This is a genomic window from Escherichia sp. WS338, assembly GCF_046486405.1.
Lineage (GTDB): Bacteria > Pseudomonadota > Gammaproteobacteria > Enterobacterales > Enterobacteriaceae > Escherichia > Escherichia coli.
Map to the genome: position 1 here is coordinate 39,006 of NZ_JBJQLL010000018.1, position 16,057 is coordinate 55,062.

A 16,057-nucleotide genomic window follows, 5' to 3' on the forward strand; every position below is an offset into this window, starting at 1 on the left:
GTTAACGCACCTGCACGGAGATAAGCTCGCTACCGTCGTCGCCCAGCACGTGTGTTGAACAGGCGAGGCACGGATCAAAGCTGTGCAGAGTACGCAGGATCTCCAGCGGTTGCTCGGGGATCGCCATTTTGGTGTTCATCAGCGCCGCTTCATAAGCGCCAATTTGCCCTTTAGGATCGCGCGGGCTGGCGTTCCAGGTGGTCGGCACCACGCACTGGTAGAGATCAATCTTGCCATCGCGAATGGCGGCCCAGTGGCCTAACGCTCCGCGCGGCGCTTCGGTAAAGCCGACACCACGGCACTCTGTCGGCCAGGTTGCTGGTTCCCACTTCTCAGTGGAGGCGGTGGCGAGATTGCCGTTTTTGAGATTGGTCATCAGCTTGTCGAAGAAATATTGCAACTTGCCTGCGGCCCACTGCGCTTCGTGCGCGCGACACAAAATGCGGCCTAACGTTGACTGGATGCCGGAAAGCGGCAGGTTCAACGCCGACATCATGCGATCGACCGACTCAACGGTCGCAGCATCGCCTTTGTGATAAGCGATTAACGTGCGTGCCAGCGGCCCCACTTCCATCGCATTACCGCGCCAACGTGGCGCTTTGATCCACGAGTAGCGTTCCTGTTCATTCAGCTGCTGAATGTTGGTATCGCTGCCTTTGACATCGCCGGGGTTGTACCACGGGTCGGTAATGCCATCGAACGGATGACGCCCAACCTGATCGTTGGGATAACGATACCAGGCATGGTCAACAAACTCCTGCACCTGCTGCGGATCAACTAAATCCACTGGCAGCACATTTTTGAAGTCGCCGTTAATCACCGCGCCGCCAGGCATCAGCAGACTTTTCTCGCCAAAGTCGTTGGCAATATCCGGGAATGCGCCGTAGCTGAGAACGCATTTATCCGAAAGGCCAGTGCCGATTTCGCTCCACGGCTTGTTGAACTGACCGATGGCTAAGGCGTCGGGGATCATCACGTTGTTAATGAAATCCGCCGTACGGGTAATGATTGACTGCACCAGGTTCAGGCGTTCCATATTGACCGCCCCGACCGCGCCGCTTTCGTCAATGTTAATGGCACAAGGCATCCCGCCGACAATCCAGTTTGGATGCGGGTTTTTACCGCCAAAGACCGCGTGGATTTTGACAATTTCACGTTGGAAATCGAGAGCTTCAAGATAGTGGGCAAAGCCCATCAGGTTGGCTTCTGGCGGCAGTTTGTACTGCGGGTGCCCCCAGTAGCCATTGCGGAAGATCCCCAACTGCCCACCTTCAACGAATTTCTTCAGGCGGTTTTGTACGTCGAAGAAATAGCCAGGGGATGATTTCGGCCAAGAGGAGAGACTTTGCGCCAGTTCGGAGGTTTTCCGCGGATCGGCTTTCAGCGCATCTAACACATCGATCCAGTCCATCCCGGCAAGCTGATAGAAGTGCACCAGATGATCGTGGCACCAGAGCGTTGCCAGCATAATGTTGCGGATGATATTAGCGTTGTCCGGCACTTTAATACCGATGGCATCTTCGATGGCGTAAACCGAAGCCAGAGCGTGTACGCCAGTACAGACGCCGCAGATACGTTCAACGAACGCCCACGCATCGCGCGGGTCGCGCCCTTGCAGGATGATCTCCAGCCCGCGAAACATGGTGCCGCAGGAGACGGCATTGGTGATCACATTCTGATCGTTAATATTCACTTCGCAGCGCATGTGGCCTTCAATGCGCGTAATCGGGTCGACCACCAGGCGGCGTCCGGCATTATTGATGGTGTATCCCTGAGTTTCGTACTGAGTGCTCATGCCTGTTTATCCTCATTGCCTGGCTGATGTTCGGTTTCTGTAGGTTGCTGGTTATGGCGTCTGCGCTGGTCAACGGCGCTGGCGACTGCGTGCACACCAACAGCCGCTGCCACCACGCCAAGTGCGGTTAAACCGACGGTATCGGCGGTGGAATGGGTACCCATTTGCGGAATATCGACCACGCGGCTGTAGAACGAACCGCGATCCCAGAAACCATTTTCCGCACAACCCAGGCAGCCGTGACCTGACTGGATCGGGAAGGAAACGCCATCGTTCCAGCGTGTGGAGGAACAGGCGTTATAGGTGGTAGGCCCTTTGCAGCCCATTTTGTACAGGCAGTAACCTTTGCGGGCAGCGTCATCATCCCAACTCTGGACGAACTCTCCGGCGTCGAAGTGAGCGCGGCGATAGCATTTATCGTGGATACGCTGACCATAGAACATCAACGGACGGCCCATTCTGTCGACATCTGGCAGACGATCAAAGGTCACCATGTAAGTAATGATGGCGCTCATCACATCCGGGATCGGCGGGCAGCCAGGTACTTTGATAATAGGTTTGTCGGTGATGACTTTGTCGATAGGCGTTGCCTGCGTCGGATTGGGTCGCGCGGCCTGCACGCAGCCCCAGGACGCGCAGGTTCCCCAGGCGATAATCGCACTGGCTCCGGCAGCGGCACGTTTGAGTTTCTCAATAAACGGTCGTCCGCTGCTGATACAGAACATCCCCTGCTCGCCCAGCGGCGGATTACCTTCTACTGCGAGGATATATTTGCCATTGTATTGCGTGATGATGTCTTCAAAGACTTCTTCCGCCTGGGTTCCGGCGGCAGCCATCAAAGTATCGTCATAATCGAGGGAAATCAGGGAAAGGATGACGTCCTTCGCCAGTGGGTGAGCGGAGCGGATAAAAGATTCGGTACAGCAGGTGCATTCCAGACCGTGGATCCATACCACCGGAATGCGCGGTTTGTTCTCCAGCGCCCAGGCAATCTTTGGTGCCATTCCCGCGCCTAATCCCAGCGACGTGGCAGCCAGACTACAATATTTGAGAAAGCTGCGCCGGGTAACGCCCTGACGCCGCATGGCCTGGTAAAATGTTTCCTCGTTATTCATATCGCACGTCTCTTCTCCTTGCGACACCGGCAGGACACCGGGCGCTTATGGTCGGCAAGCGACGTCCCTGTAGCAAGGCAAACCATCGCTTCACGTGAGATGCTGAAAACGAAAGCTCATCCTTCTGCACTGGCGCACGTCGCCAGAAAGTAATGTTAATAAAGCGTAGTGAAACTTTTGCACAAAACAATACAAACTGTGTGGATTTATCTTTTAGCGATAAAAATGGACCTATTTTTCTTTTTGCCGGGCAGTGGGGATGTTTAGCCGGTTGCTAAACGAGTAAAAGAGAAGGAATTCATGGTGATGAAATGAGCAATCTGCTGTTATTTCACGCTAACAATGCACTTTTGGCTGTTTTTCAGGCAAACAAACAAATTAGGGGTTTACACGCCGCATCGGGATGTTTATAGTGCGCGTCATTCCGGAAGTGTGGCCGAGCGGTTGAAGGCACCGGTCTTGAAAACCGGCGACCCGAAAGGGTTCCAGAGTTCGAATCTCTGCGCTTCCGCCAAATAAGATAAGGGGTTAGCTAAATGCTAACCCCTTTTTCTTTTGTCTGTCGAAATTCTCAGAGCGTTATATTTGCTTAATGACCTGATAATCCGCTGTTAAACCTGTTCCAGATCAAATGCGTAAAGATGGGTAAAACTTCTGGGTGCCCTTACGCATTATCATTATGCTGCTTAATTAATTACATCTGTCATAGAGAGTGACTCAATGGATCGTATTGTTAGTTCTTCACATGACCGTACATCACTGCTTAGCACCCATAAGGTGCTGCGTAATACCTATTTTCTGCTGAGCCTGACGCTGGCCTTTTCGGCGATTACCGCAACTGCCAGTACGGTGCTGATGCTGCCATCTCCGGGTCTGATTCTGACGCTGGTGGGTATGTATGGTTTGATGTTCCTGACCTATAAAACGGCGAATAAGCCGACCGGGATTATCTCCGCATTCGCCTTTACCGGTTTTCTGGGATATATCCTCGGACCAATTCTGAACACCTACCTGTCTGCCGGAATGGGTGACGTAATCGCTATGGCACTGGGCGGAACGGCGTTAGTGTTCTTCTGCTGCTCTGCGTATGTGCTGACCACCCGCAAAGATATGTCGTTCCTTGGCGGTATGCTGATGGCGGGTATTGTGGTGGTGCTGATTGGTATGGTTGCTAATATCTTCCTGCAACTGCCTGCTCTGCATCTGGCGATCAGCGCGGTCTTCATTCTGATCTCCTCTGGCGCTATTTTGTTTGAAACCAGCAACATCATTCATGGCGGTGAAACGAACTATATTCGTGCCACGGTTAGCCTGTATGTTTCGCTGTACAACATCTTCGTCAGCCTGCTGAGCATTCTGGGCTTCGCCAGCCGCGATTAATCTCACCCGCTAACACTTTCATAGCCTCGCTTTATGCGGGGCTTTGTTTTTTGTTACACTGCCGCCAGTCTGATTAAGGTAGTAAAGAATTATGCTGATCTTCGAAGGTAAAGAGATAGAAACGGATACCGAAGGCTATCTCAAAGAAAGCAGCCAGTGGAGTGAGCCACTGGCGGTGGTGATTGCAGAGAACGAAGGGATTGCGCTGTCGCCAGAACACTGGGAAGTGGTGCGTTTTGTGCGTGATTTCTATCTGGAATTCAATACTTCTCCGGCGATTCGTATGCTGGTAAAAGCGATGGCGAATAAATTTGGCGAAGAGAAAGGCAATAGCCGCTATCTGTACCGACTGTTCCCGAAAGGTCCGGCAAAGCAAGCCACCAAAATTGCTGGCCTGCCTAAACCGGTAAAATGCATTTAACGGATACGAAAATCCGTTAACTCCCCGGAGGGATGATGCGGCTCGCTAAGCACCCGTTCCACACGCGCTGAACGCGGGCCGCCACTTTTTAACCACTGCATTAATTTTTCCACCTGCCCTTCTTCACCGCAGGCAACCACTTCCACGCTGCCATCGTCAAGATTTTTGGCGTAGCCGCTTAACCCGAGTTTTTTCGCTTCGTACTGCGTGGTATAGCGAAATCCTACGCCCTGAACTCGCCCGTAAACCCAGGCAATTATGCAGACTTTCGACATTGCTGCTCTCCTTATCCTTAATGGACGCGTTGCAAATCCATGGAAAACTCCGGACAATGACGCCCATTTCTTTGCATCGACAGAAAAGTAAATTATGAGTGTACGTTTAGTGTTAGCCAAAGGGCGCGAAAAATCATTACTTCGTCGCCATCCGTGGGTCTTTTCCGGGGCCGTTGCCCGCATGGAAGGTAAAGCCAGCCTCGGTGAAACCATCGATATTGTTGATCATCAGGGAAAATGGTTAGCACGCGGCGCTTATTCGCCAGCTTCGCAAATCCGGGCGCGCGTCTGGACGTTTGACCCGAATGAATCTATCGACATTGCTTTTTTTACCCGCCGTTTACAGCAAGCACAAAAATGGCGTGACTGGCTGGCGCAAAAAGATGGCCTCGACAGCTATCGTTTAATCGCCGGAGAATCTGATGGCCTGCCGGGTATTACTATCGATCGTTTCGGTAATTTTCTGGTGCTGCAACTGCTGAGTGCTGGCGCAGAGTATCAGCGCGCGGCATTAATTAGTGCCCTGCAAACGCTGTACCCGGAATGTGCTATTTACGATCGCAGCGACGTCGCGGTACGTAAAAAAGAAGGGATGGAGCTGACTCAGGGCCCCATCACCGGCGAGTTGCCGCCTGCCCTGCTGCCGATTGAAGAACACGGCATGAAGCTGCTGGTGGATATTCAGCACGGACACAAAACGGGCTACTACCTGGATCAGCGTGATAGCCGCCTGGCTACCCGCCGCTACGTTGAAAATAAACGCGTACTGAACTGTTTCTCCTATACCGGTGGTTTCGCCGTATCGGCACTGATGGGCGGTTGCAGCCAGGTTGTCAGCGTTGATACCTCCCAGGAAGCCCTGGATATTGCACGGCAGAACGTTGAGCTGAACAAACTGGATCTGAGCAAGGCTGAGTTTGTCCGTGATGATGTCTTTAAATTGCTGCGTACTTATCGCGATCGCGGTGAAAAATTTGACGTTATCGTGATGGACCCGCCGAAGTTTGTTGAGAATAAAAGCCAGTTGATGGGCGCGTGTCGTGGTTATAAAGACATCAACATGCTGGCGATTCAGCTGCTGAATGAAGGCGGTATTCTCCTGACTTTCTCCTGTTCCGGTCTGATGACCAGCGATTTATTTCAGAAAATCATCGCGGATGCCGCAATTGATGCCGGTCGTGATGTACAATTTATAGAGCAGTTCCGTCAGGCAGCCGATCATCCGGTGATCGCTACCTACCCGGAAGGGCTATATCTGAAAGGGTTTGCCTGTCGCGTCATGTAACTTGAAATGTGGAATTTTACCCTTATATCAAAGGTAAAGATTTCCCGGGAGGTGACTATGATTGCCAGCAAATTCGGTATCGGCCAGCAGGTCCGCCATTCCCTGTTAGGTTATCTCGGAGTGGTCGTGGATATCGACCCGGTTTATTCGCTCTCTGAACCGTCGCCTGATGAGCTGGCGGTGAATGACGAGCTTCGCGCCGCTCCGTGGTATCACGTGGTGATGGAGGACGATAACGGCCTACCGGTTCATACCTACCTGGCTGAAGCCCAGCTAAGTAGCGAATTGCAGGATGAACATCCTGAACAGCCATCCATGGATGAGCTGGCGCAGACCATCCGCAAACAACTCCAGGCCCCGCGTCTGCGTAACTAATCCCTGAACAAATCCCCGGAAGGTTTTTGCCTTCCGGGGATTTTTTATTTGGCCAGGCCCAGGCGAGGGATCTCAATAGCCGGGCAGCGATCCATCACTACATTTAATCCGGCATCCCGAGCCAGTACTGCCGCTTGCTCATTAATCACCCCCAGTTGCATCCAGAGGGTTTTCGCGCCGATGGCGATCGCTTCCTGCGCTACGCCCCACGCTGCTTCTGAATTCCGGAAAACATCGACCATATCGACTTTTTCAGGAACTTCTGCCAGCGTGCCATACCCCTGCTGGCCCAGCAGTGTTTTGCCGGCAACTTTTGGCGAAACCGGAATGACGTGATACCCCTGGTCGAGTAGATATTTCATCACGCGATAGCTGGGACGATCGGGTTTGTCGCTTGCCCCCACCAGCGCAATGGTGTGAGTGGACGTTAAAATGCCTGCAATATCGGTTTCTTTCATTATTTCCTCCAGACTGTTTAACAAAGTGTACGACAAAGCCGACATGCCAACCATGCAGCTAATACGAATGAATGAGAGCAAAAGCGGGAAATATGTCTATATGTTAGTAAGTATGATTAAAGAAAAATTTTGACACATTATTATTCGGGCGGTCTTTTGACAGGAGCTACCTATGAAAACCGGCATCGTGACCACCTTGATTGCATTATGTTTGCCGGTATCCGTTTTTGCCACCACGCTGCGGCTTTCAACCGATGTCGATCTTCTGGTGCTCGACGGCAAGAAGGTTTCCAGCTCTCTGCTGCGCGGTGCGGACAGCATTGAACTGGATAACGGACCGCATCAGTTAGTGTTTCGCGTTGAGAAGACGATTCATCTTTCCAATAGTGAAGAACGGCTGTATATCTCCCCACCGCTGGTGGTCAGTTTTAATACCCAGCTCATCAACCAGGTCAATTTTCGCCTGCCTCGTCTGGAGAATGAGCGGGAAGCTAACCATTTTGATGCCGCGCCGCGCCTTGAATTGTTGGATGGCGATGCGACGCCGATTCCGGTAAAGCTGGATATTCTCGCCATTACCTCAACGGCAAAAACGATTGATTATGAGGTCGAGGTTGAACGCTATAACAAATCCGCGAAACGCGCTTCACTACCGCAATTTGCCACGATGATGGCAGATGATAGTACGCTGCTTTCGGGTGTTTCCGAGCTGGATGCTATTCCACCGCAGTCTCAGGTGCTCACAGAACAACGGCTGAAGTATTGGTTTAAACTGGCTGACCCACAAACGCGAAATACTTTCCTGCAATGGGCGGAAAAACAACCATCTTCCTGAGATTTTTGTGCCTGTGCGCAGGCTTTTTCGGTCTTTATCTTGCAGCGATAAGTGCTTACAGTAATCTGTAGGAAAGTTAACTACGGATGTACATTATGGAACTGACGACACGCACTTTACCTGCGCGGAAACATATTGCGCTGGTGGCACACGATCACTGCAAACAAATGCTGATGAGCTGGGTGGAACGGCATCAACCGTTACTGGAACAACACGTACTGTATGCAACAGGCACTACCGGTAACTTAATTTCCCGCGCGACCGGCATGAACGTCAACGCGATGTTGAGTGGCCCAATGGGGGGTGACCAGCAGGTTGGCGCATTGATCTCAGAAGGGAAAATTGATGTATTGATTTTCTTCTGGGACCCACTAAACGCCGTGCCGCACGATCCTGACGTGAAAGCCTTGCTGCGTCTGGCAACGGTATGGAACATTCCGGTCGCCACCAACGTGGCAACGGCAGACTTCATTATCCAGTCACCGCATTTTAACGACGCGGTCGATATTCTGATCCCCGATTATCAGCGTTATCTCGCGGACCGTCTGAAGTAATATTGCACAGGTGGCAAACGCCACCTGTTTCTTACGGTTTTCTCGCCACCGGCACATCAAGATTTTTCAGTATTTCGACAAATGGAGAGGGATTCTCTTTGTTAAACAGTGCCCATACCCGATGGCGTGCCCGGGTCAGCGCCACGTACATTAACCGCCGTTCTTCAGCGTCCGGGAAATCCTCAACCGATGGCAGTAGCGCCTCTTCCATAATCGACTCCCGCGCCGCAGCCGGAAAACCATCACTTCCCTCCTGCAAGCCAACGATGATGACGTAATCCGCCTGTTGCCCTTTGCTGGCATGAATGGTCATAAAGTCGATTTGCAACTTCGGCCAGCGTGTTGCCGCTTTTTCCAGGCTGGCAGGCCTCATGTGATGGTAACGCGCCAGGATCAGAATGCGCTCTTCCGGTTTGGCATAACCAGAGAGCTTATCCAGCAAAGCGTCAAGATGGCTCTCATCCAATAACGTGACGGCTTTTTTGTCTCCATTGGTTAAGCTGTTTAGCGGCTTTTTCAGCTGGCCTGGGTTCTGCTGAATAAACCGGTTTGCCACCTCACCGATACGACTGTTAAAACGGTAAGTCGTGTCTAAATCGCAGCGATCACCTTCACCAAAGTTTTCATGGAAAGCGGTGGTGAGCGACATTTGCGCACCGCTGAAGCGATAAATCGCCTGCCAGTCATCACCAACGGCGAACAACGTCGTCTGACTGTTTTGCTTGCGTAATGCCGCTAACAACGCTGCACGCTGCGGCGAGATATCCTGAAATTCATCAACCAGAATATGCTTCCACGGGCTGATAAAGCGACCTTTCTCCAGAATCACAATCGCCTGGTGAATAAGGCCCGAAAAATCGACAGCGTTTTCTGCCTTCAGCGCACCTTTCCAGGCTTTTAATAACGGAGCCATCAACTTGATACGTTTACTGAACAGATCGCGAATCACTTCGGGTGCACTGGCAATCATTTCTGCCTGTGCACCACCGTGCATCCGCATCAGACTTACCCAGCGATCGAGGCGAGAGGCAAGACGACGCTGTAATTTTTCATCATCCCAGAAATTACCTTCTGGCACTGACCACTGCATTTCTTCCGTCAGCCATTGCCGCCAGCCCTTCGCCTGCGCTTTCTTTTCGCTGCATTGCTTGCGCCACTCAGCAATAAAAAGTTCATGACGGGCAGCGGTATCATTTTCCAGTTTGCTGACTATCGGAACTTTTTTGCTGCCCTGCTGAATAATATGCAGCGCCAGCGCATGAAATGTGCGTGCGGTAATGTCTTCGGTATGTAGTCGTTCTCGAATACGCTCGTCCATCTCTTCAGCGGCTTTGCGACCAAACGCCAGCAATAAAATTTGCTCAGGGGACGCTTCACCACGCGCCAGCAACCAGCCTGCACGGGCCACCAGCACCGACGTTTTTCCGCTTCCTGCACCAGCCAGCACTAACAGAGAATGCTCGCCATTAACGACTGCCCGGGCCTGCGCCGGATTCAGCGGTGAAGACTCGACCTGGCGGAAAAAATCCGCATACTCGGTAAGCATGGCTTCGGTATACGCCTGATTATGCTGCAACCGAGCGCTTTCAATATCTTTCAACCAGGCCTGACATTTACGCCACGCCTCACGGCAGTTATCGAATTCTTCCAGTCGGTTAACCGGCAACGGCAACGCCGACAAAGCCTGGCGGATTTGTTGCTGCACGCCAGAGGTTTGCTCACGCGTCAGCCATTTATTTTCTCCGGTGCGCGTGGCAATTAAATCCAGTTGCTGCTGTAAAACACCAGATGCAATTTCGCTCATCTCGCTACTCCACCGCCGCCAGTGAGCATCAAGATGATGGTAAAAACGCTGCGTCTCGCCCCATTCGGTGCCGTGCAGACGCACCACTTTTTCGTCCGGCAGTACAAACTCCAGTTCGCCCCATACCAGACCGCGCTTACAGTGAATCGCCAGTAATTGATTGAAAGGAATAAGGTATTCGTGGCGATCGCCGGAGACTTTAATCCCGGCATTGAGGATCACCGCCCGATCGTAAGGGTGCTGTGCCAGACGTTTTCCAAGCGTTGTCGCTTTCAGTTCCATGACTCTGTAGATCCACACGAAATTATTTCTTATCAGTGTAACCGTCAGAGAAAACGTGCTCCAGCCCAAAAAAACGTTACAATTGCCGCCCATTACTGAAAACCACAGTAAAGCGAGGTTTTATGCGTACCGTTTTGAACATTCTGAACTTTGTGCTTGGCGGATTTGCCACCACTCTGGGCTGGCTGTTGGCGACTCTGGTCAGTATTGTGCTGATTTTTACCTTACCACTGACACGATCCTGCTGGGAGATCACCAAACTGTCTCTGGTGCCTTATGGCAATGAAGCTATTCATGTCGATGAACTGAACCCGGCTGGCAAAAATGTGCTGCTAAATACTGGCGGTACGGTATTGAATATTTTCTGGCTGATTTTCTTTGGCTGGTGGTTATGCCTGATGCACATTGCAACGGGCATCGCACAATGTATTTCCATCATTGGCATTCCTGTCGGTATTGCGAACTTTAAAATTGCCGCTATTGCACTATGGCCGGTCGGTCGTCGCGTGGTATCGGTAGAAACAGCGCAAGCTGCGCGCGAAGCCAATGCACGTCGTCGTTTCCAATAATCCACTAATATGGCCTTTATGCTAAGTCCTTTGCTCAAACGCTATACCTGGAACAGCGCCTGGCTGTATTACGCGCGTATTTTTATTGCGCTTTGTGGAACCACAGCGTTTCCGTGGTGGCTGGGTAATGTAAAACTGACGATTCCGCTGACGCTTGGGATGGTGGCAGCGGCGCTGACCGATCTCGATGACCGACTGGCGGGACGTTTGCGTAACCTCATCATTACGCTGTTCTGCTTTTTTATCGCCTCGGCCTCAGTAGAATTGCTGTTTCCCTGGCCCTGGCTATTTGCGATTGGCTTAACGCTCTCTACCAGCGGCTTCATTTTGCTCGGCGGTCTGGGTCAACGCTATGCAACAATTGCCTTCGGTGCATTGCTGATCGCCATTTACACTATGTTGGGAACATCACTGTATGAGCACTGGTATCAGCAGCCGATGTATCTTCTGGCCGGTGCCGTCTGGTACAACGTCCTGACACTTATTGGTCATCTGCTGTTCCCGGTCCGCCCGCTGCAGGACAACCTGGCGCGTTGCTATGAACAACTGGCGCGTTATCTTGAGCTCAAGTCGCGCATGTTTGATCCTGATATTGAAGATGAAAGCCAGGCACCGCTGTACGATTTGGCTCTCGCCAACGGTCAGCTGATGGCGACATTGAATCAGACGAAACTCTCGCTGCTGACCCGCTTACGTGGCGATCGTGGTCAACGAGGAACGCGTCGCACACTGCATTATTACTTTGTCGCACAGGATATTCACGAGCGTGCCAGCTCTTCTCATATTCAATATCAAACATTGCGTGAACATTTTCGCCACAGCGACGTGCTGTTCCGTTTTCAGCGGCTGATGTCGATGCAGGGCCAGGCGTGCCAGCAACTGTCACGCTGTATTTTGCTGCGTCAGCCTTATCAACATGATCCGCATTTTGAGCGCGCTTTTACGCATATTGATGCTGCGCTGGAGCGGATGCGCGATAACGGCGCTCCTGCTGATTTACTCAAAACACTGGGATTTTTACTGAACAATTTACGTGCCATTGATGCCCAACTGGCAACAATTGAATCAGAACAGGCCCAGGCACTGCCCCATAATAATGACGAAAATGAGCTCGCTGATGACAGCCCGCACGGATTGAGTGATATCTGGCTGCGTCTTAGCCGTCACTTCACGCCGGAATCCGCCCTCTTCCGTCATGCGGTAAGAATGTCGCTGGTGTTGTGCTTCGGCTACGCCATCATTCAGATAACCGGAATGCATCACGGGTATTGGATCTTGCTGACAAGTTTGTTTGTCTGCCAGCCAAACTATAACGCCACGCGCCACCGCCTGAAGTTAAGGATTATTGGTACGCTGGTAGGTATCGCGATTGGTATTCCTGTGCTGTGGTTTGTGCCATCACTGGAAGGGCAGCTGGTGCTGCTGGTTATTACCGGCGTGCTCTTTTTTGCCTTCCGTAACGTGCAATACGCCCATGCAACGATGTTCATCACACTTTTGGTGCTACTGTGTTTCAACTTGCTGGGTGAAGGTTTTGAAGTGGCGTTACCTCGCGTAATCGATACGCTGATTGGTTGTGCCATTGCGTGGGCGGCAGTGAGCTACATCTGGCCTGACTGGAAGTTTCGCAATCTGCCGCGAATGCTCGAACGCGCCACCGAGGCCAACTGCCGGTATCTCGATGCCATACTGGAGCAATACCATCAGGGGCGTGATAACCGTCTGGCGTATCGTATTGCCCGCCGCGATGCACACAACCGTGATGCTGAACTGGCGTCGGTGGTATCAAATATGTCCAGCGAACCGAACGTTACCCCGCAAATTCGCGAAGCCGCGTTTCGGTTGCTGTGCCTTAACCATACGTTTACCAGCTATATCTCAGCCCTCGGTGCTCACCGGGAGCAGTTAACTAATCCTGAAATTCTGGCGTTTCTTGATGACGCAGTTTGCTATGTTGATGACGCGTTACATCATCAACCTGCTGATGAAGAACGCGTCAATCAGGCATTAGCTGGCCTGAAACAGCGGATGCAGCAACTTGAACCACGGGCAGACAGCAAAGAACCTCTGGTCGTACAACAAGTTGGGTTATTGATTGCATTACTGCCAGAGATTGGTCGTCTGCAACGCCAGATTACTCAAGTTCCGCAGGAAACTCCTGTTTCGGCGTAAGAGAGTCAGCCCATTCTGCAAGCTCCTGGCGGCGTGCCACCGGGAGCGCAGCTTCATGAATGCCGATAATGGCCCCTTCAAGCATAAACAGAATCTTTTCTGTCACCAGACTGTTTTGCTGCCGCAGTCGCAACCAACACATTTTTGCCCCAAGTATACGTAACGCCCGTACATCCTTAATCCCCACCTCCCCGAGAATCGCTTCCAGATGAAAAGACATATTGGGCAAATCTTTCAGTCTTTCCCGGGTATTGCGCGTGCTTTTCTCTTTCAGCGCAGCATCGAGAGAATATTTCGACAGACGCACCAGCTTCAGTTGATTTCGCCATAGACTTTCATCAACCCGATAGTAATTGAGGGTAACGGATCGGCCACACTTTTTATATGTCAGCCAGACAGGCGGATGTTTTACACAGTACTGTGCACTTTGCTCACAAGCCCGAAGATACAACTCACCATCAGAAACCATCGCAAACACCGTGTCGTCAACGGTCAGGCTGTAACTGCCAAACAATGATCGGTATTCAATTGTGCCCAACGTTGCCAGGTATTCTTGTGATTTATAGATCCGCTTATAGGAGAGGCTTTTCATAAAATTCCTTTTAAAATCATAACATAAAAGAATGATTCACATTAACGGATCCGTTAACTACGAAAATAGGCAACTTATTCTTAAGGGGCAAGATTAATTTATGTTTTCCCGTCACTAACGACAAAATTTGCGAGGCTCTTTCCGAAAATAGGGTTGATCTTTGTCGTCACTGGATGTACTGTACATCCATACAGTAACTCACAGGGGCTGGATTGATTATGTACACTTCAGGCTATGCACATCGTTCTTCGTCGTTCTCATCCGCAGCAAGTAAAATTGCGCGTGTCTCTACGGAAAACACTACAGCCGGGCTTATCAGTGAAGTTGTCTATCGCGAAGATCAGCCCATGATGACGCAACTTCTACTGTTGCCATTGTTACAGCAACTCGGTCAGCAATCGCGCTGGCAACTCTGGTTAACACCGCAACAAAAACTGAGTCGGGAATGGGTTCAGGCATCTGGGCTACCCTTAACGAAAGTAATGCAGATTAACCAGCTCTCCCCTTGCCACACCGTGGAGTCAATGGTTCGCGCTTTACGCACGGGCAATTACAGTGTGGTGATCGGTTGGTTGGCAGATGATTTGACTGAAGAAGAGCATGCTGAACTTGTTGATGCGGCAAATGAAGGTAACGCTATGGGGTTTATTATGCGTCCGGTAAGCGCTTCCTCTCACGCAACGAGACAACTTTCCGGGCTAAAAATTCACTCTAATTTGTATCATTAAGTAAATTTAGGATTAATCCTGGAACTTTTTTTGTCGCCCAGCCAATGCTTTCAGTCGTGACTAATTTTCCTTGCGGAGGCTTGTCTGAAGCGGTTTCCGCGATTTTTTTCTGTAAATTGTCGCTGACAAAAAAGATTAAACGTACCTTATACAAGACTTTTTTTTCATATGCCTGACGGAGTTCACACTTGTAAGTTTTCAACTACGTTGTAGACTTTACATCGCCAGGGGTGCTCGGCATAAGCCGAAGATATCGGTAGAGTTAATATTGAGCAGATCCCCCGGTGAAGGATTTAACCGTGTTATCTCGTTGGAGATATTCATGGCGTATTTTGGATGATAACGAGGCGCAAAAAATGAAAAAGACAGCTATCGCGATTGCAGTGGCACTGGCTGGTTTCGCTACCGTAGCGCAGGCCGCTCCGAAAGATAACACCTGGTACACTGGTGCTAAACTGGGCTGGTCCCAGTACCATGACACTGGTTTCATCAACAACAATGGTCCGACCCATGAAAACCAACTGGGCGCTGGTGCTTTTGGTGGTTACCAGGTTAACCCGTATGTTGGCTTTGAAATGGGTTATGACTGGTTAGGTCGTATGCCATACAAAGGCAGCGTTGAAAACGGTGCATATAAAGCTCAGGGCGTTCAGCTGACCGCTAAACTGGGTTACCCAATCACTGACGATCTGGACGTATACACTCGTCTGGGTGGTATGGTATGGCGTGCAGACACTAAATCCAACTTTGATGGTAAAAACCACGATACCGGCGTTTCTCCGGTCTTCGCTGGCGGTGTTGAGTATGCGATCACTCCTGAAATCGCTACCCGTCTGGAATACCAGTGGACCAACAACATCGGTGACGCACACACCATCGGTACTCGTCCGGACAACGGCATGCTGAGCCTGGGTGTTTCCTACCGTTTCGGTCAGGGCGAAGCAGCTCCAGTAGTTGCTCCGGCTCCAGCTCCGGCACCGGAAGTACAGACCAAGCACTTCACTCTGAAGTCTGACGTTCTGTTCACCTTCAACAAAGCAACCCTGAAACCGGAAGGTCAGGCTGCTCTGGATCAGCTGTACAGCCAGCTGAGCAACCTGGATCCGAAAGACGGTTCCGTAGTTGTTCTGGGTTACACTGACCGCATCGGTTCTGACGCTTACAACCAGGGTCTGTCCGAGCGCCGTGCTCAGTCTGTTGTTGATTACCTGATCTCCAAAGGTATCCCGGCAGACAAGATCTCCGCACGTGGTATGGGCGAATCCAACCCGGTTACTGGCAACACCTGTGACAACGTGAAACAGCGTGCTGCACTGATCGACTGCCTGGCTCCGGATCGTCGCGTAGAGATCGAAGTTAAAGGCATCAAAGACGTTGTAACTCAGCCGCAGGCTTAAGTTCTCGTCTGGTAAAAAAC

16 protein-coding genes and 1 tRNA gene are annotated in these 16,057 nt (G+C 51.2%); 11 read left to right on the top strand and 6 right to left on the bottom strand.

The window, feature by feature from the left end; all coding sequences use genetic code 11:
• Position 1 precedes the first annotated feature (1 nt).
• Together hyaB and hyaA are read right to left on the bottom strand one after the other, a co-directional pair.
• Positions 2-1,795 (bottom strand): Ni/Fe-hydrogenase large subunit, encoded by a 1,794-nt coding sequence (gene hyaB / locus ACJHWT_RS16520; protein ID WP_000107368.1) that lies wholly within the window; start codon positions 1,793-1,795, stop codon positions 2-4.
• Positions 1,792-2,910, bottom strand: coding sequence for a hydrogenase 1 small subunit (hyaA, locus tag ACJHWT_RS16525; RefSeq protein WP_001058323.1), 1,119 nt, complete (start codon positions 2,908-2,910; stop codon positions 1,792-1,794). The genes hyaB and hyaA overlap by 4 nt, the downstream gene beginning before the upstream one ends.
• Positions 2,911-3,336: 426 nt before the next feature.
• Between hyaA and ACJHWT_RS16530 the strand changes: the two genes are divergently transcribed.
• The 3 genes from ACJHWT_RS16530 (at position 3,337) to tusE (ending at position 4,711) form a co-directional block, all read left to right on the top strand.
• Positions 3,337-3,424 (top strand) — tRNA-Ser (locus tag ACJHWT_RS16530).
• Between the two features lie 206 nt (positions 3,425-3,630).
• Positions 3,631-4,290, top strand: coding sequence for an FtsH protease modulator YccA (gene yccA / locus ACJHWT_RS16535; protein WP_000375136.1), 660 nt, complete (start codon positions 3,631-3,633; stop codon positions 4,288-4,290).
• Positions 4,291-4,381: 91 nt separating this feature from the next.
• Complete coding sequence (tusE, locus tag ACJHWT_RS16540; RefSeq protein ID WP_000904439.1) at positions 4,382-4,711, top strand: sulfurtransferase TusE; 330 nt, start codon at positions 4,382-4,384, stop codon at positions 4,709-4,711.
• On the opposite strand, the gene yccX is transcribed toward tusE, so the two are convergent.
• Positions 4,708-4,986 carry an acylphosphatase gene (gene yccX / locus ACJHWT_RS16545; RefSeq protein WP_000048228.1) on the bottom strand — a complete coding sequence of 93 codons (279 nt, stop codon included), beginning with the start codon at positions 4,984-4,986 and terminating at the stop codon, positions 4,708-4,710. The genes tusE and yccX overlap by 4 nt on opposite strands.
• A gap of 94 nt (positions 4,987-5,080) precedes the next feature.
• Here yccX and rlmI point away from each other — a divergent pair, with 94 nt between their 5' ends.
• Positions 5,081-6,271: a 23S rRNA (cytosine(1962)-C(5))-methyltransferase RlmI gene (rlmI, locus tag ACJHWT_RS16550; protein WP_000116279.1), complete on the top strand. Its 1,191-nt coding sequence runs from the start codon at positions 5,081-5,083 to the stop codon at positions 6,269-6,271.
• A 57-nt stretch (positions 6,272-6,328) separates the two neighbouring features.
• On the top strand, positions 6,329-6,646 hold the full coding sequence (hspQ, locus tag ACJHWT_RS16555; protein WP_001295356.1) for a heat shock protein HspQ: 318 nt from the start codon (positions 6,329-6,331) through the stop codon (positions 6,644-6,646).
• Positions 6,647-6,690: 44 nt separating this feature from the next.
• Here the strand turns inward: hspQ and ACJHWT_RS16560 are convergent, their stop codons facing one another.
• Positions 6,691-7,104: a CoA-binding protein gene (locus ACJHWT_RS16560; RefSeq protein ID WP_000665218.1), complete on the bottom strand. Its 414-nt coding sequence runs from the start codon at positions 7,102-7,104 to the stop codon at positions 6,691-6,693.
• A gap of 172 nt (positions 7,105-7,276) precedes the next feature.
• Here ACJHWT_RS16560 and ACJHWT_RS16565 point away from each other — a divergent pair, with 172 nt between their 5' ends.
• Entirely contained in the window at positions 7,277-7,939 is a 663-nt protein-coding gene (locus tag ACJHWT_RS16565) for a DUF2057 family protein (protein ID WP_000847791.1), read from the top strand.
• A gap of 95 nt (positions 7,940-8,034) precedes the next feature.
• Positions 8,035-8,493 carry a methylglyoxal synthase gene (gene mgsA, locus ACJHWT_RS16570; protein ID WP_000424181.1) on the top strand — a complete coding sequence of 153 codons (459 nt, stop codon included), beginning with the start codon at positions 8,035-8,037 and terminating at the stop codon, positions 8,491-8,493.
• A 31-nt stretch (positions 8,494-8,524) separates the two neighbouring features.
• Here the strand turns inward: mgsA and helD are convergent, their stop codons facing one another.
• Positions 8,525-10,579, bottom strand: coding sequence for a DNA helicase IV (gene helD, locus ACJHWT_RS16575; RefSeq protein WP_001317751.1), 2,055 nt, complete (start codon positions 10,577-10,579; stop codon positions 8,525-8,527).
• A 122-nt stretch (positions 10,580-10,701) separates the two neighbouring features.
• On the opposite strand from helD, the gene ACJHWT_RS16580 reads away from it, so the two are divergent.
• Both ACJHWT_RS16580 and yccS read left to right on the top strand, forming a co-directional pair.
• Entirely contained in the window at positions 10,702-11,148 is a 447-nt protein-coding gene (locus ACJHWT_RS16580; RefSeq protein ID WP_001261236.1) for a YccF domain-containing protein, read from the top strand.
• A 9-nt stretch (positions 11,149-11,157) separates the two neighbouring features.
• Positions 11,158-13,320 (top strand): YccS family putative transporter, encoded by a 2,163-nt coding sequence (gene yccS / locus ACJHWT_RS16585; protein WP_074413612.1) that lies wholly within the window; start codon positions 11,158-11,160, stop codon positions 13,318-13,320.
• Here yccS and sxy read toward each other — a convergent pair.
• Positions 13,283-13,912, bottom strand: a complete 630-nt coding sequence (sxy, locus tag ACJHWT_RS16590) for a CRP-S regulon transcriptional coactivator Sxy (protein WP_000839153.1) — start codon at positions 13,910-13,912, stop codon at positions 13,283-13,285. The two genes, yccS and sxy, sit on opposite strands and share 38 nt — an antisense overlap.
• A 218-nt stretch (positions 13,913-14,130) precedes the next feature.
• Between sxy and sulA the strand changes: the two genes are divergently transcribed.
• Positions 14,131-14,640 carry an SOS-induced cell division inhibitor SulA gene (gene sulA, locus ACJHWT_RS16595; protein ID WP_000288705.1) on the top strand — a complete coding sequence of 170 codons (510 nt, stop codon included), beginning with the start codon at positions 14,131-14,133 and terminating at the stop codon, positions 14,638-14,640.
• A 356-nt stretch (positions 14,641-14,996) separates the two neighbouring features.
• Positions 14,997-16,037, top strand: a complete 1,041-nt coding sequence (ompA, locus tag ACJHWT_RS16600) for a porin OmpA (protein ID WP_001314606.1) — start codon at positions 14,997-14,999, stop codon at positions 16,035-16,037.
• Positions 16,038-16,057 lie beyond the last annotated feature (20 nt).